Origin of the sequence: Gloeotrichia echinulata CP02 (genome assembly GCA_038087035.1) — a bacterium.
GTDB lineage: Bacteria > Cyanobacteriota > Cyanobacteriia > Cyanobacteriales > Nostocaceae > Gloeotrichia > Gloeotrichia echinulata.
Map to the genome: position 1 here is coordinate 4,247,410 of CP051187.1, position 22,780 is coordinate 4,270,189.

The window sequence follows — 22,780 nt, forward strand, 5'->3', positions numbered from 1 at the left end:
TTCATTGATTGACTCAGTTTTGATAGCAGTTAAGATTTTTATACACCCTGCAGAGCAATATGTAAACCAATACAGCCAACAAAACTGGTAAAGTTTAATTGCTTAATAAATGCACTACGCAGTATAACATAATGAAGTTGGTCTTAATCTCTGAATAGTAACTTTCCTAAAAAGGCAGCTACAAAACCAAAATCTCAATAAAATACATCCAAGCTTTTCAGCCATTTGTAATTCAAAATACAATGTTTATTAAATATCAAGGTAGTCTATAATACTTTTAACTATATAATTTTTCTGGCATTTTTTGGTATATTACTGAGTGAGAAATACTTTTTGATCTAGATTTATTCTGCTATTGTGTTCTGAACTCTGATCAAGCAGAAAATGTGACTCTGATTTCAACTTAATGTGAGGTGGTATGGAAAAAAAACTAATTCAGCCTGTCGCTATCAATTGGATGATTGGCGTGAGTGCCTTAATTTTATTTTTGTGCAGCAGTTTAAAACACATTCTTTTTCAGTCAAACGCTTTTGACTTAGGCATTTTTGATCAGGCGGCTTATTTAATTAGTCAGGGACAACCGCCTATTTCTTCTTTTATGGGTTATCACATTCTCGGCGACCATGCAGCTTGGATTTGGTATCCCTTAGCTTTATTATACAAAATATACCCCAGTGTTTATTGGTTATTCGCCGTCCAGGCAATTGCTTTAGCGTTAGGTGCTTTGCCTACATGGTATCTCGCCTGTCAAGCAGGATTAAAGGAAAGCCAAGCAATCGCAATGGCGTTTGTATATCTACTATATCCGCTAGTTTTTAATGTTAATCTGTTTGATTTCCACCCGGAAGTAATAGCTTTACCAACACTTTTAATAGCAGTTTTAGCGGCTAGAGGAGGACACATTTGGTGGTTTTGTTTAAGTATCTTCTTAATTTTGGGATGTAAGGCAGTATTATCTCTCACTATTGTGGGCATGGGGGTGTGGTTACTTTTTTTTGAAAAGCGGCGTTTATATGGTGCGATCGCTATTATTAGTGGTTTAGCATGGTTTCTGATTGCGACTCAAGTGATTATTCCTTTCTTCAGTGGTGCGGAACCATCAGCAATAGGACGTTACAGCTATTTAGGTAATTCAGTTTTGGGTATTGCTAAAAATCTAGTAACTCAGCCGGGACTTATCTTAGGAACGCTTTTTTCAGCCGATAACTTAGTATATTTAGTTCTGCTATTAGCACCTGTAATTTGGGGACTGTCTCCTCAAGGTTTAAAGCCTTTGGTAGCGGCTATTCCTTGCTTGGCGCTCAACATTCTTGCCGACTACCAGCCCCAAAAAAACTTGGTACACCAGTATTCTCTACCAGTACTACCATTCCTGATTTTAGCTCTCATTTCTAGCCTAGCTGCAGGTGGGGGATGGCTGCGAAATCCACGAACAATTATCTTGTGGTCATTAGTCGGGTTCTTAAGTCTGGCAAAGTTTACTTATTTTGGCGGAATATATCTCGATTCGCTGGATACTTGGCAAGCCACACGAGAAGCGATATCCCTAGTTAAAACTAAAGGAAGTGTTTATACAACAGGTGAAATTTCACCAGATTTAAGCCATAGAAAATTCATTCAATTAACAACTGCTAATTCTCAACCATTAAATTTAAATGGCTTTGATTATGTATTACTTAATATCCGTCATCCCGGCTGGTCAAGCACTCAAGAGTTTGCTCTTAACTTGGTAAAAAAAATCCAAAATGATAAGGTATTTAAATTGAAATATCAGCGTGATGATGTATTTCTATTTGAAAAATAGTAGTTTTTACTATCAGTTTTGTATTTAAATTATTACCGCTCATATCAACACTAACTGTGACTAAACCAACCTACTCCCTAGTAATCCCGATTTACAACGAACAAGAAAACATTACCGAAATGTATCGCCGTCTAAATAATGTCATAGAACAGTTAGACGGCGAAACTGAATTGATTTTAATTGACGATGGTAGCCGCGATCGCTCTTTAATTATGCTCCGTGAACTCCACCATCGTGATAGTCGAGTGCGTTATCTCAGTTTGGCTCGCAATTTTGGTCATCAAATCGCAGTGACTGCAGGTTTGAACTTCACTCAGGGTGAATGCATCATCGTTATGGATGCTGATTTACAAGACCCGCCAGAGCTAATTTTAAGCATGATTGAACAATGGCAGCAGGGCTACCAAGTAGTTTATGCTCAACGGCTATCTCGTAAAAAAGAAAGCTGGCTCAAACGTTTTACCGCCTATGCATTTTATCGCGTTCTCCGCCGTCTAGCGCATGTAGATATACCTGCCGATACAGGAGATTTCTGTTTAATGGATCGTCAGGTAGTTGATATCCTTAATGCTATGCCTGAACGCAACCGCTATATTCGCGGCTTACGTGCTTGGGTAGGATTTCGCCAAACAGCGGTACATTTTGAGCGAGATCCCCGGTTTGCGGGAGAAGTCAAATATACCTTTGGTAAATCTTGGGCTTTAGCAATTGATGGAATTATTTCCTTCTCAATAGTCCCTTTAAGGCTAGCAACTTATTTAGGATTGCTGTCAGCGGGAATAGCTATTTTAATGATATTACTAATAATATATTGGCGGTTAATTGACAAGCAATCTCCCTTAATTGGTTTTACATTGATTACACTTGCTATGTTTTTCTTGGGTTCAGTCCAATTAATTTGTATTGGCATTCTAGGTGAATACATTGGTCGAATCTATGAAGAAATCAAGGGACGCCCGATTTATACTTTAAAAGAAACAGGAGGTATTACTCAAGCCTCAAAAATCCCAAGCAAATAAACCCTCTATAAATAAAACCTACTCTCCGGGCACATTAATAATCGTAGGGTGCGTGACGCTTCGATAAATATTGTACACCAGGACTTGTGGCGTCACGCACCATTCTTTAAATGAGAGACTAGCGCAAGTCCTGATAAATTACGAATTATTCGCTCAATCTCCCGCCATGAAATATCAAGGAAATTTTTGTGACCCCCCAAGAATTTAGTTTACTTCTGTTGTCAGTCTTAATCAGTAGCGCCGGGCAATTTTTTTTAAAATTAGGTGCGATTAAATTAGGCAGAGTTCATGCCGGTAATGCTGTTAATCATATTCTTAGCATCATCACCACACCAGAACTTTTAATTGGGTTATCTTGCTACGCTATAGGTGCTATAGCCTATATTCTCCTGTTAACTAGAGTTAACCTCAGCGTCGCCGGTCCTGCAATATCAATAGGGTATATTGTCTCAGTATTGTTGGGTTACTGGGTTTTGAAAGAATCCATTCCTCTGACACGTCTTTTCGGTTTAAGCTTTATTGTGGTAGGAGTGATATTAGTAGTGTGGCGAAAGTAACGCATCCTACTTACTTATGCAGTCGTGATAAAAAATCAAATGTTTCGCTTGGACATGGGACATAGGGCAGGAAAAATTAACCAATGCCCAATCCCCAATGCCCAATCTTCACGAATAGCCTCGCCGCCTAAGTCCTGTTGCTGTACAAGATGTCAGTTAAAGTTGATATAGGAAAAAAATCAGTATATTTGGTATTGAATGTTACTATTTCTTGGAATATTCAATGGTTAAATAAATTTAGAAGATGACATTATACCACAAAACTCACAAGTTTAACTTATGAGTTGACCAGAAAATTCAGTAGTTATACTGAAATAATAATCATCTGTTTAATTTTATTATGAATTAGTTAGCTATAGCAGTCCTAAATGATTTGGTGAACTGTTAACAGTTGAGGCATTAAAATACAAAAATAACTTATTTGCTAATCAAATTCTAATAGTCTGTCAATTTTGTTTTGAGGGATTTTTGGTAGTGTGAGCGTCTCGCTCACGCGGGCAAGATGCCCGCACTACAGTCCATCATTTTTATCTTGACAGAGTACTAGTAGCCAATAAATTAAGTGCATCTAGGTTAACGGCTAAGTCACCCTTGGCAATGTGAAACTAGATTTAGTTGATTTTCGTCTACCTACTTCATAGAAGGTAAAACCAACAATCAGTTAAGTAAAAAAATTAACTTTTTCTTCAGAAGTAACCCATGACACTCAGCAGTAGAATATAAATTGCCAACAAAATAATTGATGTTTAGTTATTTTTTTGGGTAAATATCCCTCCCAGTATTAAATGATTAACTACCCCACCTCTTGAACAAATACACAAAACACAAAAGGCTAGCTATTAAGTTGGCAGAAATAATCACCTGATGGAAAGAGGTATCATCTAATTCAGAACTCTTATAAATATAATTTGTGGAGGTGCGGTCAATCAGCCGATTGTTCTATATCCTAGAGGTATCTTATAAATAGGTGACAATCCCAATCTTATCCGTGGTTGATGTATACATTGAGATTAAACATTACCAAGTACAGTATGGGATGCGATCGCCAAAACCAGATCATCTAGGTTTGAGTTAAATTTTTATCATCTATATGCCTAAGTTCTAAATTTCTGTTAATCTGTATTCAAATTTTCAGAATTAAGAGAAAGTCCCTGGGCATCTAAGTATATAGAAAGATGTGCTATAACGTACCATCAGTTCCGTGGCTGTAGGTACAAACCTCAAAGGAGCTATACAGTGGAACAAAATAAATCGTCGTTTTTTTGGCCGCAAGGAATATTAATTGGGCTAGTTACCTTAGTTGGTAGCTTGAGCCTTGGCTTGATGCTGCTTGTGAAGCCAAATACCTCAGATGCACAAAGTAAAGAAAATATAAATGAAAATCATAGTGCTGCTCAAGTAGGAACTCAGCAGCGGATTGAGGGATTAAAGGCGGCGATGCTGACAACTTGGCAACAAGAAGCTACAGCCAAGGGTCTCTCAGTTAGTGTACCTACACGCTTTCTCGGAGCAACAATTGAAGAAGCAAAACTCAGCCCAGACAAAAAAGTAATTGCACTGACCTTTGACGATGGCCCTTGGCCTGAGAGTACCGCCCAAGTATTAGATATCCTGAAAAAAAATGATATCAAAGCCACCTTTTTTGTTGTTGGGCAAAATGTGAAGAATTTTCCCGACCTCATGAAGCGGGTAGTAGCTGAAGGTCACACCGTTGGGAATCATACTTGGCATCACTGGTATCATTCCATGAGTCCACAGACAGCAGCCTTTGAAATTGACAACACAACAGATATAGTTTACAAAACTACGGGAGTGAAAACAAATCTATTTCGACCACCAGGAGGAATTATGACCAATGGGGTCGCTAATTACGCTAGAAATAGCAAGTACGCTATCATCATGTGGTCATCTGACTCCGTAGATTACTCCCGTCCTAGTGTCCCCAGGTTGATTAATAACGTATTCAGAGAAGCAAAACCTGGTGGTATCGTGCTAATGCATGATGGTGGTGGAAATCGTGCCCAAACCGTGCAAGCTTTACCTACTATTATTGCTAATTTTCGCAAGCAGGGCTATAGCTTTGTCACCGTTCCAGAACTTTTAGAAATGCAAGATAAAGAGCAAAAGTTAATCGCTAGTAAAAAGAAATAACTAGTCATATCAAATCCGGTTGATTGCACATGGTATTTGTAGGGGCACGGCACTGCTGTGCCCTTACCGTTTGTGTGACCGTAGCTTAAACCGAACTCAGCTGTTTTTTCTGATTTGCTTCTGGACTATCAGCTTCAGAATCTGGTACTAATTGCCAAAAATGAGGCAAGAATTCTGTCCAGTTTTGCAGAATTTTCTGGGCTTTTGGTGAACCAGTGCGATCGCCATGAGCTTTAATTAGGTCTTGCAATTGCTTTTCACCAGCTTCGCCGATGACTCGCTGGATTTTTTTACCGATTTCCTTGTTAACTAAATCAGCAAATGTGCCATCTTCATCCAAGAAGTAGGCCAATCCACCAGTCATCCCCGCGCCGACGTTGCGTCCTACTTTACCGAGGACGACAATCACGCCACCAGTCATATACTCACAACAGTGATCCCCAGCGCCTTCAATGACTGCAATTCCTTTGGAGTTACGCACACCAAAGCGTTCTCCGGCTAAACCATTAGCAAACAATACTCCACCTGTAGCACCGTAAAGGCAGGTATTGCCAACTATCACATTTTGTGCTGGGTCATAGTTAGCACCAGCTGGCGGTTGAATAATGATTTCACCACCGTGTATTCCTTTACCTACATAGTCGTTGGCTTCTCCTTCTAGCCTCAGAGTAACCCCAGGAAGGTTGAAAGCCCCAAAACTTTGCCCGGCGCTACCGTGGAAGTTGAGGTTAATTTGTCCTTCAAAACCGCTATCACCATACACAGAAGCGATCGCCCCGGCTAATCTAGCACCCACTGTTCTGTCTGTGTTGACTATTGTTAAGGTTTTGCTCACAGTCGATTGATTGCTAATCGCCGCTTGAATTTCTGGATCAGCAAGCAATTGGTCATCGACAACTGGGCCGTTGCTATGGACTACTTCATGCACCAACCAGCTACGGTTTTCTTTGCTATCTGGTAGTTGAAGTAAGCAGTTGAGGTTCAGTGATTGGGTCTTGGTAAGTTCCACCCCGTGGCGCAATGTCAATAAATCAGCACGGCCAATCAATTCTGACAACGAACGATAGCCAAGTCGCCCTAGCAGGCTACGCACTTCTTCGGCGACAAAGTAGAAGAAATTCACCACGTGTTCTGGAACACCAGTAAACCGCTTTCGCAGTTCTTCTTTTTGAGAAGCGACACCCACAGGGCATTGATTGGTATGGCAGATCCGCGCCATAATACAGCCTTCGGCAATCATGGCGATGGAGCCGAAGCCAAATTCTTCACCGCCCATCAATGCACCTATTACCACGTCCCAGCCACTTTTGAGACCACCATCTACCCGTAAAATTACGCGGTCGCGCAGGCTGTTGTTCATCAAAACCCGATGCACTTCGCTTAAGCCGAGTTCCCAAGGTGAACCAGCGTGCTTAATTGAACTGAGTGGTGATGCTCCTGTACCGCCATCGTGACCGGAAATCTGGATAATATCGGCGTTGGCTTTGGCGACACCAGCAGCGATGGTCCCGATCCCGATTTCTGCTACCAGCTTTACTGACACCTGTGCTTGCGGGTTAATTTGGTGGAGGTCAAAAATTAACTGGGCTAGGTCTTCAATAGAATAGATATCATGGTGCGGCGGTGGTGAAATCAGGGTAACACCAGGCTTAGAGCGCCGTAACATGGCAATGTAGGGGCTAACCTTGGCACCTGGTAACTGTCCGCCTTCCCCTGGTTTTGCACCTTGGGCGATTTTGATTTCAATTTGCTTGGCGCTGGCTAAATATCCTGGTGTGACACCAAAACGACCTGAGGCGACTTGTTTAATCGCACTAGAAGCGGTATCACCATTAAGCAGTCCATTTAAGTGCGGGAGGGTGGGGGAGTGACCAGCAGCGTCTACATCATTTAAGACGTTGTAACGCACGGGGTCTTCACCACCTTCACCAGAGTTAGATTTACCGCCAATCCGGTTCATGGCGATCGCCAAAACTTCATGAGCTTCCCGTGACAAAGCACCCAAGGACATCCCACCTGTACAGAAGCGCTTGACAATCTCACTGACTGACTCCACTTCTTCTAAAGGAATCGACGGGCGATCGCTTTGGAAGTCCAGCAAGTCACGCAGGGCTGTTACTGGTCTCCCTTGGAGGTGCTGTTTATAAACTTCATAGTGGTCATATTTTTTACCATCTACTGCCTTATGCAGTGCTTTTGCCAGTTCGGGGCTATTCATGTGGTATTCACCACTAGGAAGGTACTTAACAAAGCCCAGATTTTCTAACTTTTTGGTAGTCAGTTCTGGAAAAGCCTTGTGATGGAATGAAAGTACCTCTTGCGCCAGTTCGCTGACACTCAAGCCACCAATGCGGGAAGTTGTCCCACGGAATCCTAATTCTAATAAATCCCCACCGATACCAATCGCCTCAAAAATTTGGGCTGCTTGATAGCTCGATAGCAGAGAAATTCCCATCTTGGAGAGAATCTTTAGCAAACCAGATGCAACTGCTTTGCGATAATTGGCTACAGCCTGCTCTAAAGTTAGGGTAGCAATTTGACCCCGTGCCATAAATTGTTGAGTTTTGGGATCAGACCACCAATCGCGCACGGTGTCTAAAGCCATGTACGGACAAACTGCAGCGGCACCGTAGCCAATCAGACAAGCAAAGTGATGAGTACTCCAGCATTGAGCCGTATCAACCACTAGGGATGCTTTCACTCGCAAACCCTCACGGATCAAGTAATGGTGAACAGCACCCACGGCTAACATTGGGGGAATGTAGGTGTATTCAGCGTCTAATCCTGAACGGTCGCTCAATATTAAAATCTTCGCACCTGCCCGCACCGACTCAGCAGCTTTGGCTTGTAAAGACTCCACTGCGGCTTTTAAACCTTCGGGTCCACTGGCGATGGGAAACACTGTAGATAACTGCGACGTAGCAAATCCCGAAAGTTTAATCGCCTCTAATTCTACCTCAGTCAGCACTGGTGAGTCTAACTTGACTCGGCGAGCATATTCTGGCTTCACTTCTAATAAGTTACCCCGCTCACCCAGTTCCACGTTCAAGGACATAACTAGCCTTTCCCGTAACGGGTCGATAGCTGGGTTTGTCACCTGAGCAAAGCGCTGTTTGAAATAGTCATAAAGTAGGTGGGGTTTGTCTGACAGCACTGCTAGGGGAATATCATCCCCCATACAGAAAGTCGGCTCTGAACCTAGCTTCGCCATTTCCTTGATGACCATATCCACATCTTCTGTGGTATAACCAAAGGCAATTTGATGTTGCAGCAGGGTTTGTCTATCAATGGTCTTCTGTCCTTCCTCATTTGAAATGTGGACACTGCCATTACCATTGCCATTGCCATTACCATTGACAGATAGGGTATGACCATTGACCAAATCTTTGAGGTCTTGGCGATGCTGTTGTAACCATTCTCCATAAGGATGCTGTTTAGCAATGCGCTGCTTAATCTCCCAATTTTTCAGCACTTCATGGGTTTGTAAATCCACAGCAATCATTTGCCCAGGGCCAAGTCTACCTTTTTCGATAATCTCCGCTTCCGGGAATTCTACAACACCTGCTTCGGAAGCGACAACTATATAATCATCTTTAGTGATGATGTAGCGGGCTGGTCTTAAGCCATTACGATCTAGTGTTGCACCAACTTTTAGTCCATCACTAAATACCAAAAGTGCTGGACCATCCCAGGCTTCTTGCAAACCGCTGTAATATTCGTAGAAATCTACAATTTCTGGATGGTCGCGTAAAGAAGGTTGATTTTGGTAAGCTTCTGGCACCATAATCATCAAAGCTTCCGAGGGACTGCGACCGGAACGCACCAACAACTCAAACACATTGTCTAGGGTAGCTGAGTCACTATTGTCAATATGAACCAGGGGCTTCAGTTCCTCAATGCGTTCTCCCCAAACTGGATGATTGAGGGTGGCTTCTCGTGCCATCATCCATTTGATATTACCCAACAGTGTGTTGATTTCGCCGTTGTGACCCAATAGCCGCATCGGTTGAGCCAGGGGCCACTTGGGCATAGTATTGGTACTAAAGCGGCGATGATAGACTGCAAAGGCGCTTTTGTAAGCGGGATTTTGTAAATCGAGATAAAACTCTCCCAGTATGGCAGAACGTACCATCCCCTTATAGACAATGGTACGGCTCGACAAGGAACAGATGTAAAAGTCTTCAGAAATGTTTTTGGCAACTGTGAAAATGCGACGACGGGTAATATATAGTTGTCGTTCTAGTTCCTCACCGCTGTGGTTGGCACAATTGAGAAAAACTTGTTCTATTTGGGGTTGATTTTCTTTGGCTTGTGTCCCCAGTAAATCCGGCTGAACTGGTACTACTCGCCAACCCAGTACAGTCAATTTTTCCTCAGACGCTATTTCTTCAATCGCTGTACGAGCTTTTTGCGCTGCTTCGGGGTCTTGTGGTAAAAATATCATCCCCACAGCCAAGTTGGTATGGGATGAAAAATCTATCCCCCATTTGGTAGATTCTTGTTGGAACAACTCCCAAGGTATCGCCGTCAATATCCCAGCACCGTCACCTGAATCTTGGTCGGCGCTACAACCACCCCGATGTTCTAAGCAAGTCAAAGCTGCTAAGGCTTTTGTCACAATTTCGTGGCGATCAAGATTTCGACGATGGGCGATAAACCCTACACCACAAGCATCCCGTTCTTCTACTAACCACCTTGGACCCTGATAGGTATCCTGTGAGTTAGCAGCCGATAATGCATTTTTTTGATCTTGATTCATAGGTTGATTATTCATACCCTTTTCCTGAAATCTTGAGTTACTAATTTTGCCACTACTTGTGAGAAAAATTTCTAAATTTACCAATGAAGAAATACGAAATCACCGGAATTTAGGGAAAAAATTTAACAGTTAGTTGACGGTTGACTGATGTAAACTTTGATTTTACTTTTTGCTTCACACGTGTTAAAATATTCGCGTCATTTTTGATCTGTTTATGCTGGGTGAGACAAATTACCTTGGTCTTGACAATTTTCTCTTTATATTGTCAAGCTAGTACGCAAAGGGGTAAATAAATCACCCATGAGAAACGTCACCAACCCTGAAAAAAAGGTAATTACGTTAGCGTAGCGGGGCGTAGCCCATTCCGCGCAGCGGTACTAGGTGTTTTCTCAATTCCCTATTTTCACAGCCAAGCCGTTTTTCTGCCAAAAGCAGTACCGGCTCACCTGACATAAAACGTAATTTGAACGCTTTACTGCTTTGCAACCCGAAATTTTACTGATTTCAGTTACAAAATCAGCCTATTACACTATATGCCCATTTGACAATTCCTAAGTCTCTCTATTGTCGTCTAGATTTTTGCGGATAATCAGATACCACCTCTGTTACTACTAGTAGTCCACCACATTAAATAAATATGATGGGTGAATTTATTTGTTCGTAGTTGCGCTTTAACGCTCTCGACAATCAAGAGCGCTAAAGCGCAACTACAAACAGCCCTGCAAAGTTGACTTGCCAGACTACTAGTGACAGTTGAAACACTTTTTGGTGGGTAAAAACTTGTTTGTTTTTGCAAGAGATAACGAGCCACCATATACATTATCATGTTTATTCCCAATTCATATCATGATTTTTTAAGATTTCCGCATAATTTAGTTAACCTGTACCTTGGGTGATAGCTTTCAAAAGTACCAAGCCAGTGATGGTAAAAATGCTTAAATTCAGCCGAGAAAAAGACCACAGTGCTATTACCCTAATTTCCCAGAAAATCACTTTGGGGGCTACTATGTCGCCAATACTGGCGATCGCATTGTGCTTATATACTACCAATACTACTATTGCCCAACAATCTCCCGCAGGTATCAAACCAAAACCTACATTGATTCCCCATGTGCCAAAATCCCCAATAGCCGGGGTGCAGTCCTGTGGTAATCAAATTACCCTCAATGGTCGTACCGTATCTGGGGCGTGGTTGCAGCAAACAGGTGCCCGTGGTGAAGTAACAACCCATCTCAGTGATGGCGCATTCAGACAATTCATGGGGATAGATTTTTTAAACACCACTAATCCCACCAGACAACCAGTAGCATGGTTTTCCTCAGAGACACAGCCACTAGTCTTAGCCGCTTCGCTACTGAGGGGCTATCGCTATCTAGATATCACAAATTTTGCTCAAACAGCCGGATGGCAGATACAGATCAATGGTAACACCTTAGTAATTTCCACGCCGGCAACAAAAGTAACAGATATTATTCCCAGTCCACAACCTGCAAGCAACCGCATCGTTGTAGAGTTGGATCGCCCAACACCTTGGCAAATCACACAAGGTTTACCAATCACCAGAACTCCCGACCCTGATACCCAAACAGCCAAACCTTCTACACAGCCAAATCGAGAGTGGAAAATTACCCTGGATGGCATAGCCGCTCCCATCTTAGTACAACGTTATACCCCCCAACCATCAGCACCAATACAAATACCCAATCCCCTCAAACAATTACTACCAAGAACAATCCCAGCAACACCAACTCCAGAACCACTGATTCAACAAGTCGAGGTAGTCAAAAACCAAACAATTATTAGTCTGAGTGTTCCCTTTGGCCAATCTCCCCGAATTAGCACCCTAGCCAACCCCAATCGCCTGATCATCGAAATTCGCCCAGATGCGATGGTAGAGCGAGATATTACCTGGGCACAGGGATTGCGTTGGCGACAAAAATTTGTCAATTTAGGCACCCAAAAGTTTCCCATTGTTTGGTTAGAAATTAATCCACGGGCTTTTGGACTCACCCTCAAACCAATTTCCAGTAACCCCGATACCCAAGCGGGGACTGCTCCCTTGATGGAAACAGCACAACGCTACTTAGCCGTAGCCGCCATTAACGGTGGTTATTTTAACCGCAATAATCGCTTACCCTTGGGTGCAATTCGGCGGGATGGTCAATGGTTGTCAGGTCCGATACTCAACCGAGGGGCGATCGCCTGGAATGATGCTGGGCAATTTTACTTAGGGCGACTCACATTAGAAGAAACTATAATTGCACCTAATAACCTGCGCTTGCCAATTCTCTTTCTCAATAGTGGCTACGTTCAAAGTGGGATTGCTCGTTATACCCCAGTTTGGGGACCGACCTACACCCCCTTAATAGACAACGAAATCATCCTCGTTGTCCAAAAAAACCAAGTAATCAATCAATTATCAGCGGGTAAAGCTGGTCAAACAAACCTTCCCATTCCCCAGGATGGCTACCTACTAACTTTACGCGGCAACGCTGGCAATGCAGCATCACAGTTGCCCATTGGCACTACACTCAGCATTACCAGCGCCACTGCACCCGCTGAGTTTAATCGTTATCCTCACATTGTCGGAGCAGGGCCTCTTTTAGTGCAAAATCGGCAAATAGTCCTCGATGCCAAAGCCGAAAAATTCAGTGATGCCTTTATTGCCGAAAGAGCAATTCGCAGCGGTATTTGTACAACCACCACAGGTCATATAATAATTGCTGCCATGCATAATCGTGCAGATGGACCTGGACCCACCTTAGCCGAACACGCCCAACTCATGCAGCTTCTGGGTTGTGTAGATGCCCTCAATTTAGATGGCGGTAGTTCTACCAGTCTTTACCTCGGAGGTCAATTACTTGACCGTTCCCCTACTACCGCTGCTCGTGTCCATAACGGCATTGGTATCTTTTTACAACAAAAGCCATAAGGCATTGAGTATGGGGTATGGGGTATGGGGCATAAAAAGGATTTCCTAGTCCCCAATCCCCAATCCCCAATCCCTGGTAACTGAGCGGAGCCGTTCGCGTAGCGTCCGCACCAGAAGTGCAATCCCCAATCCCCAATCCCTGGTAACAGAGCGGAGCCGTTCGCGTAGCGTCCGCACCAGAAGTGCAATCCCCAATCCCTGGTAACAGAGCGGAGCCGTTCGCGTAGCGTCCGCACCAGAAGTGCAATCCCCAATCCCTGGTAACAGAGCGGAGCCGAAGTGCAATCCCTTTTTAAAGTTTGGAATAAGCTGCCATTGTGCTATATGAAGATTTGGTATAGAAACAAGAGCTTAAGCGGGGTCGTTGACATCATCAAGGCTGATTTTGGTATGTTTAGCAAAGTACAACTCAAGTACTGATTTTTACGGTTGTCGCATTGCGCCAGATTTTTCGCTCAAAGGTTAAAAGTACAGACGGTTTGTTATGTCTCCAAATGAGGTAACTATGGTTCAAATTCAAGAAACAGCTCCAACTCAATCTCTGTCCCTATCCTCAGTTGTGACCAATAGAGGCGTTGCTGCAACTGAACTGCGTCCTTGGGGTTCTTTCACCGTTTTGGAAGAAGGGCGCGGCTACAAAATTAAGCGGATTGAAGTTAAGCCAGGGCACCGTCTCAGCCTGCAAATGCACCACCACCGCAGCGAACATTGGATAGTCGTCTCTGGTACAGCTAAGGTGGTTTGCGGCGAAAACGAAGTGCTGTTGAATAATAATCAGTCAACCTATGTACCCCAATGTACTGCTCATCGTTTAGAAAATCCTGGCGTCATTCCCTTAGTGCTAATTGAAGTGCAAAATGGCGAATATTTAGGTGAAGATGATATTATTCGCTACCAGGACGATTATTCTCGCACTGAGAATAAAAGCCGTTAAAACATTTATAAGTTAAGAGTTATCAGGCGTTGGTGCATGTGTTTTATAGCACCAACGCCTTCAAGCAATTGCCAAAAGTGTTTCACGCCCGTGCGTCAAGCCGCGCTTTGCGTCTAGTATTCCACCACATAAGTCAATACAGTTCAGTTAAGGAAAATTGTCGTAGGGGCACGGCACGAATAAAATTGTCATTAGAAGAAAAAATTTTGGATGCCGTGCCCCGTAAGTGTATATCATTCGAGCCTAACTGAACTGTATTGCCACATAAGTTTTGACAGGTTATTCTACGAATTACGAATTAGGAATTATTTTCAGTCAACCCATCTGTAATATTGAAGATGGGGTTTCAATTTCCAACACGGATTTCATCCATGATTCATCTGAGTCCAGCCGCAGCCAGTGAGATCGGGCGCTTAAAGTTAAAGCAGCAGAACAAGGTTGTGTTTCGATTGGCAGTTAAACCTGGTGGCTGTTCCGGGTGGTTTTATGATATGTCATTTGAGCAATCGGAAAATGTGAGCGATGTAAGCCTACGCATTTTTGACGTGAACGGTATCCAAGTAGCCATAGATGCCGAAAGTATAGATTTAGTTAATGGTTTGAAGGTGGATTATTCAGAAGATCTGATGGGCGGTGGTTTTCGCTTTGACAATCCCCAGGCGATCGCCACCTGTGGCTGTGGTAATTCCTTTGCAATTAGTCCTTGGTCATTGGTCATTAGTCATTAGTCATTAGTCATTAGTCATTAGTCATTAGTCATTGGTCATTTGTCATTGGTCATTGGTCATTGGTCATTGGTCATTGGACAAACAACAACCGACAAAGGACAAAGGACAACTGACAAAGGACAACTGACAACTGACAAAGGACAAAGGACAAATAACGATTGACATAAAACCATAAAAAAAGATATAATCAGGATTTGTTAAAACTTAGACCATAATGCAGCTTCATGCGCTGTAACTCATGCCAACCATACAGCAGCTAATACGTAGTGAACGCGAAAAAGCGCGTCAAAAAACCAAGTCCCCTGCCCTGAAGCAGTGCCCCCAGCGTCGGGGGGTTTGCACCAGAGTGTACACGACCACACCTAAAAAGCCTAACTCAGCGTTACGCAAAGTAGCAAGAGTCAGGCTAACATCTGGATTTGAAGTCACAGCTTACATTCCAGGCATTGGTCACAACTTGCAAGAGCATTCAGTTGTGATGATTCGCGGCGGTCGGGTTAAGGACTTACCAGGCGTGAGATACCACATTATCCGTGGCACGTTAGATACAGCCGGAGTCAAAGACCGCAAGCAAGGTCGTTCCAAATATGGAACCAAGCGTCCAAAAGCAGCGAAAAAATAGGAACCGGGTGATTAATCGCATTAAACACGATTAATTGCCTGCCACAAATCAGTGAACAGTCAACAGTGAACAGTTCTGACGGCGTATAGTTGTCAGTGGACGCGCACCAACGCCTGAGGTAAATTCGGGTATTGTTTAACCCACGCTTATGTAACTGATAACTGATAACTGATAAGTTGGATAAAAGTGCCGCAGGACAGAAAAAACGGCATAAGCCTAGCCCGCCGTAGGCATCGCTTCTAAAGTACAGTCATTCTAGTTCTTGTGTTTGTTTACACAAATCAAGCTACACCCTGCACTAAGCGAGCAAGTGTAGGCAGCTTAGACAAGAATCCTGTGAGTGACAGCAGTATTTTAATCTAAAGATTAAGATTTATAATGTTGTCGCGGTTTCTGGTTGTGGGTAGCAGGTCAATCAATAGGTTAAAGACTGTACCACTGTAAAGCAAAAATTGAGTAAGTTAGAGCGGCGAGTTCCACCGCTTTTAGTTTCCAGTGTTTGATAGCATATAATTTCGTTGCCAAATCTGAATTAAGGGAGCAGTATGTCTCGTCGTGGTGTTATTCAAAGGCGTCCAGTTCCGCCTGACTCTGTATATAATAGTCGCCTTGTTAGTATGATCATCAGGCGGATCATGCGTCATGGCAAGAAATCACTTGCCGCACGGATTGTGTATGATGCCTTAAAAACTATTGAAGAACGCACTGGTGCTGCTGCCATAGAAACCTTTGAAAGGGCAGTACGCAATGCAACTCCGTTAGTAGAAGTAAAAGCCCGCCGAGTCGGTGGAGCGACCTACCAAGTACCAATGGAAGTGCGTTCAGATCGGGGTACAACCCTAGCACTACGTTGGCTGGTGCAATTTTCCAGATCTAGACCAGGGCGGACAATGGCGGGTAAATTGGCTAATGAGTTAATGGACGCTGCCAACGAAACCGGGAATGCCATTCGCAAGAGAGAAGAAACTCATCGCATGGCGGAAGCGAACAAAGCCTTTGCTCATTATCGTTACTAAGTACACAAACGATATATCGTGATGATTACGGCAATATATCGTAAATTTCTCAAAAAGACGGTTTTCCGTAAAAGTATAGAATCTTAACAAAGAGTAATATACAAGATATCGTCAGAAACCCGACGCATAAATGCGGGGGTTTGAAAAAGCCCAAATCTGACCAGACTAAGTACCTCGCGTACTAAGTTAGAGGCAAGAGTTAAAGACCTACCAAGGAATCTGTAGCTAGTTCCTTGCTCTAGAACCAAGCAGTTAAATATCTGTAAAAGGGTTAAGGAAGTGCTGTTTGGATAGTTACCGTCCTCTAACATGGTCTCAGCTAACATCACCCCGAAAGGGAGGCTCTTTTGAGCAAAACCATTATGCGTACAGGGTTGTGAAATTTGAAATAGTAACTGTCCTATTGAAAGTGCATTACAAAAGCACACCAAATTCAACAACTCCCGTGTAATGGCATCAAAATATCCACTTAGAATAAATTCTGATGCCCCTTATCCCCATACCTGTTCGCGCAGTGTGTCGTTCGCGGTAGCGTTGCGTAGCAAAGACAAGGAAGGGGTTCCCACGGGGCGACGACTCTGGATGAGGCAACAATTATAGGAGGCTATTGTGGCACGTACGATCCCGCTAGAAAAAGTACGCAATATCGGTATTGCGGCGCATATAGATGCGGGCAAGACAACGACAACAGAGAGAATATTGTTTTACTCTGGGATAATTCATAAAATTGGCGAAGTTCATGAAGGAACTGCCGTCACCGACTGGATGGAACAAGAGCGGGAGCGGGGAATTACCATCACCGCTGCGGCAATTAGTACCAGCTGGAAAGATCATCAAATTAACATTATCGATACTCCTGGCCACGTTGACTTCACAATTGAAGTAGAGCGTTCCATGCGCGTGTTGGATGGTGTAATCGCAGTATTTTGTTCAGTGGGTGGCGTCCAACCACAATCAGAAACAGTGTGGCGACAAGCAGACCGCTACAAAGTACCACGGATAGCCTTTGTCAACAAAATGGATCGCACAGGAGCGAACTTCTATAAAGTTCACGAGCAAATGCGCGATCGCCTGCGGGCTAATGCCATTGCCATTCAGCTGCCAATCGGTAGTGAAACCGACTTCCAAGGCATCGTTGATCTTGTCCGTCAGCGTGCGTATATTTACGCAAACGACCAAGGTACTGATATTCAGGAAACTGATATCCCGGAAGAAATGCAAGCCCAGGTAGAAGAATACCGCACCAAGCTAATAGAAGCGGTGGCGGAAACTAATGATACCCTGATGGCTAAGTATTTCGAGGGCGAAGAACTTACAGAAGACGAGGTTCGTACTGCCCTGCGTCAAGGCACAATTGCGGGGACAATCGTACCGGTACTTTGTGGTTCGGCATTCAAAAACAAAGGTGTACAGCTGATGCTGGATGCCGTTGTCGATTACCTACCAGCGCCAAGTGAAGTACCGCCAATTCAAGGACTCCTGCCAAATGGGGATGCTGTCGAGCGGCGAGCTGATGACAACGAACCCCTAGCGGCTCTGGCGTTTAAGATTATGGCTGACCCTTACGGTCGGCTGACATTTGTTCGCGTTTATTCTGGTGTGCTGAAAAAGGGTAGCTACATCCTCAACGCTAGTAAGAACAAAAAAGAACGGATTTCCCGTTTAGTTCTGATGAAAGCAGATGACCGACAAGATGTCGATGAACTGCGGGCGGGTGATTTGGGAGCAGCCCTAGGATTGAAAGACACCTTGACAGGTGACACGATTTGTGATGACGGATCGCCAGTGATTCTGGAATCTCTATTCATTCCTGAGCCTGTCATCTCGGTGGCGGTTGAACCCAAAACCAAGAACGACATGGACAAGTTGTCCAAGGCTCTGCAATCTCTCTCAGAAGAAGACCCAACCTTCCGTGTCCGCGTTGACCCAGAAACTAACCAAACTGTAATTGCCGGGATGGGAGAACTCCACCTGGAAATTCTGGTAGACCGGATGTTACGCGAATTCAAAGTGGAAGCTAACGTTGGTGCGCCACAAGTAGCTTACCGCGAAACGATTCGCAAAACAGTCACCAACGTGGAAGGCAAGTTTATCCGTCAAAGTGGTGGTAAAGGTCAATATGGTCACGTTGTGATCAATTTGGAGCCAGGAGAACCAGGTACGGGTTTTGAATTCGTCTCTAAAATTGTCGGCGGCGTAGTACCAAAAGAGTACGTCGGTCCTGCGGAACAAGGTATGAAAGAAAGCTGTGAATCTGGTATTTTAGCTGGATATCCGCTAATTGACGTGAAAGCAACGCTGATTCACGGCTCATACCACGATGTGGACTCTTCGGAAATGGCTTTCAAAATTGCCGGCTCAATGGCAATGAAGGAAGCTGTGCTGAAAGCTTCACCGGTACTCTTAGAGCCTATGATGAAAGTTGAGGTGGAAGTTCCTGAAGACTTTATCGGGAACGTCATTGGTGACCTCATCTCCCGCCGGGGGCAGATTGAAAGCCAAAGCACTGAACAAGGACTTGCTAAAGTGGCATCCAAAGTTCCACTAGCGAGCATGTTCGGCTACGCCACGGATATCCGGTCGAAGACCCAAGGTCGGGGTATCTTCACGATGGAGTTCAGCCACTACGAAGAGGTGCCTCGCAGCGTAGCTGAAACTATCATCGCCAAAAGCAAAGGGAACGCTTAATTAGATAAAGGAAACGAGGATTCATGGCACGCGCAAAGTTTGAAAGGAATAAACCCCACATAAATATCGGTACTGTTGGCCACGTTGACCACGGTAAAACTACATTGACAGCAGCCATCACTATGACCTTGGCGGCTATGGGTCAGGCTGTAGCTAAAGGCTACGACCAAATCGATAACGCGCCAGAAGAAAAGGCACGGGGTATCACCATCAATACCGCTCACGTAGAGTATGAAACCGCACAACGGCACTATGCTCACGTAGACTGTCCCGGACACGCTGACTACGTGAAGAACATGATCACCGGTGCAGCGCAAATGGATGGAGGTATCCTCGTAGTCGCTGCTACTGATGGTCCTATGCCCCAAACCCGCGAACACATCCTGTTAGCAAAACAGGTAGGCGTTCCCAGCTTGGTGGTCTTCTTGAACAAAGAAGACATGATGGATGACGAAGAACTGTTGGAACTAGTGGAACTAGAACTGCGGGAATTGCTGACTAGTTATGATTTTGATGGTGACAATATTCCCATTGTCAAAGGATCAGGTCTGCAAGCTCTCCAAGCAATGACCGCTAATCCCAAGACCCAACGGGGTGAAAATCCCTGGGTAGATAAGATATACCAACTGATGGACGCTGTAGATTCCTACATCCCCACCCCAGAGCGGGATATAGATAAGCCCTTCTTGATGGCGGTAGAAGACGTGTTCTCCATCACAGGTCGTGGTACAGTCGCTACCGGTCGGATTGAGCGTGGTAAGGTCAAAGTTGGTGATAACGTCGAATTAGTAGGCATTAGAGACACTCGCGCTACCACCGTTACCGGGATCGAGATGTTTAAAAAGAGTCTCGATGAAGGTCAAGCAGGGGATAATGCAGGTGTACTATTGCGGGGGATTCAGAAAGCTGATATTGAACGGGGAATGGTAATCGCCCAACCCAAGTCAATTACCCCTCACACTCAATTTGAAGGTGAAGTGTACGTGCTAACCGAAAAAGAAGGTGGTCGGAAAACACCATTTTTCGCCGGCTACCGTCCCCAGTTCTATGTCCGGACAACAGATGTAACCGGCACAATCAAAGCCTTCACCGCTGATGACGGTAGCGAGGTGGAAATGGTTATGCCAGGCGATCGCATCAAAGTGACAGTAGAATTGATCAACCCCATCGCTATTGAGCAAGGGATGCGCTTTGCGATTCGTGAAGGTGGTCGCACCATCGGTGCTGGTGTCGTTTCTAAAATCCTCGATACCAAACCGGCTAAATAGCGCCTTTTGAGCTTCATAACAAAGGAGCAGAGATGGTAAAATGCATCTCTGCTCCTTTCGCTGCCCTATACAAAAGCGATTGGTGCTTGTTAATTTCCCAATCCCCAATCCCCAATCCCCAATCCCCAATCCCTTACTAAAATTAATCAGAACCAGGAAAATTAAAGATGGCTACTCTACAGCAGCAGAAGATACGAATTCGTTTACAGGCTTTTGACCGCCGCTTGTTGGATACATCTTGCGAGAAGATTGTAGACACCGCTAACCGCACCAACGCTACAGCCATAGGACCGATTCCTTTACCCACCAAACGTAAGATCTACTGCGTATTGCGATCGCCTCACGTAGATAAAGATTCCCGCGAACACTTTGAAACCCGCACCCATCGCCGGATTATTGACATTTACCAGCCTTCCTCGAAAACGATTGATGCGCTGATGAAACTAGATTTGCCATCTGGTGTGGATATCGAAGTCAAATTGTAATTTGTCATCTGTGAGTTGTCATGTGTCAGTTGTACTCAGTCAAATAACAAAGGACAAGGGACATCTGACAATTGTATGAATAATAACATAGCCCTGAGATAAATTTCTGCAGGGCTTTTTATTAGCTGTACAAGAAATGATAGAATATAAACAAAGTACGGGAAAATCAGAGAAAAATAAATTTTAAAATTAAAATTATACCAAAGTAACAATGACATCCTCTTCTAAAATTGCAGTTCGCGAACTACCTCTGTTCCCGTTACCCGAAGTAGTTCTGTTTCCCAGCCGACCATTACCCCTGCATATCTTTGAATTTCGCTACCGAATCATGATGAACACGATTTTAGAGAGCGATCGCAGGTTTGGGGTGTTGATGGTCGATCCAATTCAAGGAACAATTGCCAACGTTGGTTGCTGCGCTGAAATTATTCATTACCAGCGGCTGCCAGATGACCGGATAAAAATGTTAACTTTGGGACAACAAAGATTCCGTGTTTTAGAGTATGTTCGCGAAAAACCTTACCGCGTTGGTTTGGTCGAGTGGATTGAAGACCAGCCCCCCACTAAGGATTTACGACCTTTAGCCGCTGAGGTAGAGCAACTGCTGGGGGATGTTGTGCGTCTCTCAGCCAAGTTAACTGAACAAAATATTGAACTCCCAGAAGATTTACCCGATCTGCCAACAGAGCTATCATATTGGGTAGCAAGTAACCTCTACGGTGTCGCCGCAGAGCAACAACTATTACTAGAAATGCGAGACACTACCGCTCGTTTAGAACGGGAAGCAGAAATTTTGACTTCCACTCGCAATCATTTGGCCGCTCGTACCGTCCTGAAAGATACGTTTAATTAGCAGCGCTAATTGACAAAACATTATAGCTGCCAAAGACTTTTAAAATTTCTGTGTGAGTGGTTAATTCTGCCAAAGCGGATTGCGTTTTTGTAACGCTTGTGTCTGCTTCTAGATCAACAAAAAACAAATATTCTCCCAGAGATCGCTTTGTCGGGCGAGATTCAATTCTGCTGAGGTTAATCCCAATTTGAGCGAATATTTGTAACGGTTTGACCAGCGCCCCCGGTACATTAGCAGGTACACTGAAAGCTAAAGAAGTATGGGTATTGCTAGCAGATACATGGTAGTCAACATCTGTTTGACCGTGACTTAGCACCCAAAAACGGGTACAATTTTCAGGATAGTCGTTAATGCTGCGGGCGAGGATCGGCAGGTGATAAAGTTGAGCCGCTCTGCTAGATGCGATCGCCGCTACTGTTAAGTCTTGCTCAAGTCCCTGTAGTGCTTCAGTAGTAGAGTTAGTGGGAATTAATTGTACAGTCGGGAGAAATTGCCCTAACCACCCTTGACATTGTGCCAAAGCTTGTGGGTGAGAGTAAACAGTTTTAATGCCATCTAAACTAGTGGCAGTAGAAATTAACATATGGGCAATGGGCATGACCAAAGCCAACTGAATTCGTAAACTGTCCAACTGCCACAGTGCATCCATTGTCATGGTAACACTGCCTTCAATAGAATTTTCTACTGGTACAACAGCTAACTGCGCTTCACCTTGGACAACGGCCTGCAGTGACTGGGATATGCTGGGATAGGGGCATAATATCCCTTCAATGCCTTGATTTTTCGTCAGCCAGTTCACATAAAATACAGCTGCTTGTTCCGCGTAAGTTCCAGGAGGCCCTAAATGTGCGATCGATAGTGTCATGGCTGCAAATAAATTTTTTTGTGCATATTTTTACTTTTTTGTCAATGCTTAAACCCGGATTTCTTTATCTGAAATATATTACTCCCGAACCGCTGGAAG

Annotated in this window: 17 protein-coding genes; 14 read left to right on the forward strand and 3 right to left on the reverse strand. The window is 44.1% G+C overall.

Annotated features, from left to right (window positions below; translation table 11 throughout):
- Nucleotides 1-418 precede the first annotated feature (418 nt).
- The 4 genes from HEQ19_18760 (at nucleotide 419) to HEQ19_18775 (ending at nucleotide 5,531) form a co-directional block, all read left to right on the forward strand.
- A complete protein-coding gene (locus HEQ19_18760; protein ID WYM01228.1) occupies nucleotides 419-1,804 on the forward strand; it encodes a DUF2079 domain-containing protein in 1,386 nt (461 codons plus the stop codon).
- A gap of 56 nt (nucleotides 1,805-1,860) precedes the next feature.
- A complete protein-coding gene (locus HEQ19_18765; GenBank protein ID WYM01229.1) occupies nucleotides 1,861-2,823 on the forward strand; it encodes a glycosyltransferase family 2 protein in 963 nt (320 codons plus the stop codon).
- Nucleotides 2,824-3,011: 188 nt separating this feature from the next.
- Complete coding sequence (locus tag HEQ19_18770) at nucleotides 3,012-3,380, forward strand: EamA family transporter (protein WYM03498.2); 369 nt, start codon at nucleotides 3,012-3,014, stop codon at nucleotides 3,378-3,380.
- 1,236 nt (nucleotides 3,381-4,616) lie between these two features.
- The gene (locus HEQ19_18775; protein ID WYM01230.1) at nucleotides 4,617-5,531 is read left to right on the forward strand and encodes a polysaccharide deacetylase family protein; all 915 of its coding nucleotides are present in this window, start codon (nucleotides 4,617-4,619) and stop codon (nucleotides 5,529-5,531) included.
- A gap of 85 nt (nucleotides 5,532-5,616) precedes the next feature.
- Here HEQ19_18775 and gltB read toward each other — a convergent pair whose 3' ends face one another.
- Entirely contained in the window at nucleotides 5,617-10,305 is a 4,689-nt protein-coding gene (gene gltB / locus HEQ19_18780) for a glutamate synthase large subunit (GenBank protein WYM01231.1), read from the reverse strand.
- Between the two features lie 907 nt (nucleotides 10,306-11,212).
- Here gltB and HEQ19_18785 point away from each other — a divergent pair.
- On the forward strand, nucleotides 11,213-13,222 hold the full coding sequence (locus HEQ19_18785; GenBank protein WYM03499.1) for a phosphodiester glycosidase family protein: 2,010 nt from the start codon (nucleotides 11,213-11,215) through the stop codon (nucleotides 13,220-13,222).
- A 45-nt stretch (nucleotides 13,223-13,267) separates the two neighbouring features.
- On the opposite strand, the gene HEQ19_18790 is transcribed toward HEQ19_18785, so the two are convergent.
- Complete coding sequence (locus tag HEQ19_18790; protein WYM01232.1) at nucleotides 13,268-13,507, reverse strand: hypothetical protein; 240 nt, start codon at nucleotides 13,505-13,507, stop codon at nucleotides 13,268-13,270.
- A 220-nt stretch (nucleotides 13,508-13,727) separates the two neighbouring features.
- On the opposite strand from HEQ19_18790, the gene HEQ19_18795 reads away from it, so the two are divergent.
- From HEQ19_18795 to HEQ19_18830, 9 genes are all read left to right on the forward strand, one after another.
- Nucleotides 13,728-14,156 (forward strand): phosphomannose isomerase type II C-terminal cupin domain, encoded by a 429-nt coding sequence (locus HEQ19_18795; GenBank protein ID WYM01233.1) that lies wholly within the window; start codon nucleotides 13,728-13,730, stop codon nucleotides 14,154-14,156.
- A 371-nt stretch (nucleotides 14,157-14,527) separates the two neighbouring features.
- Nucleotides 14,528-14,884 carry an iron-sulfur cluster assembly accessory protein gene (locus HEQ19_18800; GenBank protein WYM03500.1) on the forward strand — a complete coding sequence of 119 codons (357 nt, stop codon included), beginning with the start codon at nucleotides 14,528-14,530 and terminating at the stop codon, nucleotides 14,882-14,884.
- 39 nt (nucleotides 14,885-14,923) lie between these two features.
- Nucleotides 14,924-15,046, forward strand: coding sequence for a hypothetical protein (locus tag HEQ19_31180; protein WZI66958.1), 123 nt, complete (start codon nucleotides 14,924-14,926; stop codon nucleotides 15,044-15,046).
- Nucleotides 15,047-15,122: 76 nt separating this feature from the next.
- Nucleotides 15,123-15,506, forward strand: a complete 384-nt coding sequence (gene rpsL, locus HEQ19_18805; GenBank protein ID WYM01234.1) for a 30S ribosomal protein S12 — start codon at nucleotides 15,123-15,125, stop codon at nucleotides 15,504-15,506.
- 545 nt (nucleotides 15,507-16,051) lie between these two features.
- On the forward strand, nucleotides 16,052-16,522 hold the full coding sequence (rpsG, locus tag HEQ19_18810) for a 30S ribosomal protein S7 (protein WYM01235.1): 471 nt from the start codon (nucleotides 16,052-16,054) through the stop codon (nucleotides 16,520-16,522).
- A gap of 609 nt (nucleotides 16,523-17,131) precedes the next feature.
- The gene (gene fusA / locus HEQ19_18815; GenBank protein ID WYM01236.1) at nucleotides 17,132-19,210 is read left to right on the forward strand and encodes an elongation factor G; all 2,079 of its coding nucleotides are present in this window, start codon (nucleotides 17,132-17,134) and stop codon (nucleotides 19,208-19,210) included.
- A gap of 23 nt (nucleotides 19,211-19,233) precedes the next feature.
- On the forward strand, nucleotides 19,234-20,478 hold the full coding sequence (tuf, locus tag HEQ19_18820; protein ID WYM01237.1) for an elongation factor Tu: 1,245 nt from the start codon (nucleotides 19,234-19,236) through the stop codon (nucleotides 20,476-20,478).
- 167 nt (nucleotides 20,479-20,645) lie between these two features.
- Complete coding sequence (rpsJ, locus tag HEQ19_18825) at nucleotides 20,646-20,963, forward strand: 30S ribosomal protein S10 (GenBank protein WYM01238.1); 318 nt, start codon at nucleotides 20,646-20,648, stop codon at nucleotides 20,961-20,963.
- Nucleotides 20,964-21,174: 211 nt separating this feature from the next.
- Complete coding sequence (locus HEQ19_18830) at nucleotides 21,175-21,816, forward strand: LON peptidase substrate-binding domain-containing protein (GenBank protein WYM01239.1); 642 nt, start codon at nucleotides 21,175-21,177, stop codon at nucleotides 21,814-21,816.
- Here HEQ19_18830 and pheA read toward each other — a convergent pair.
- On the reverse strand, nucleotides 21,809-22,681 hold the full coding sequence (gene pheA / locus HEQ19_18835; protein ID WYM01240.1) for a prephenate dehydratase: 873 nt from the start codon (nucleotides 22,679-22,681) through the stop codon (nucleotides 21,809-21,811). The genes HEQ19_18830 and pheA overlap by 8 nt on opposite strands.
- Nucleotides 22,682-22,780: the final 99 nt, after the last annotated feature.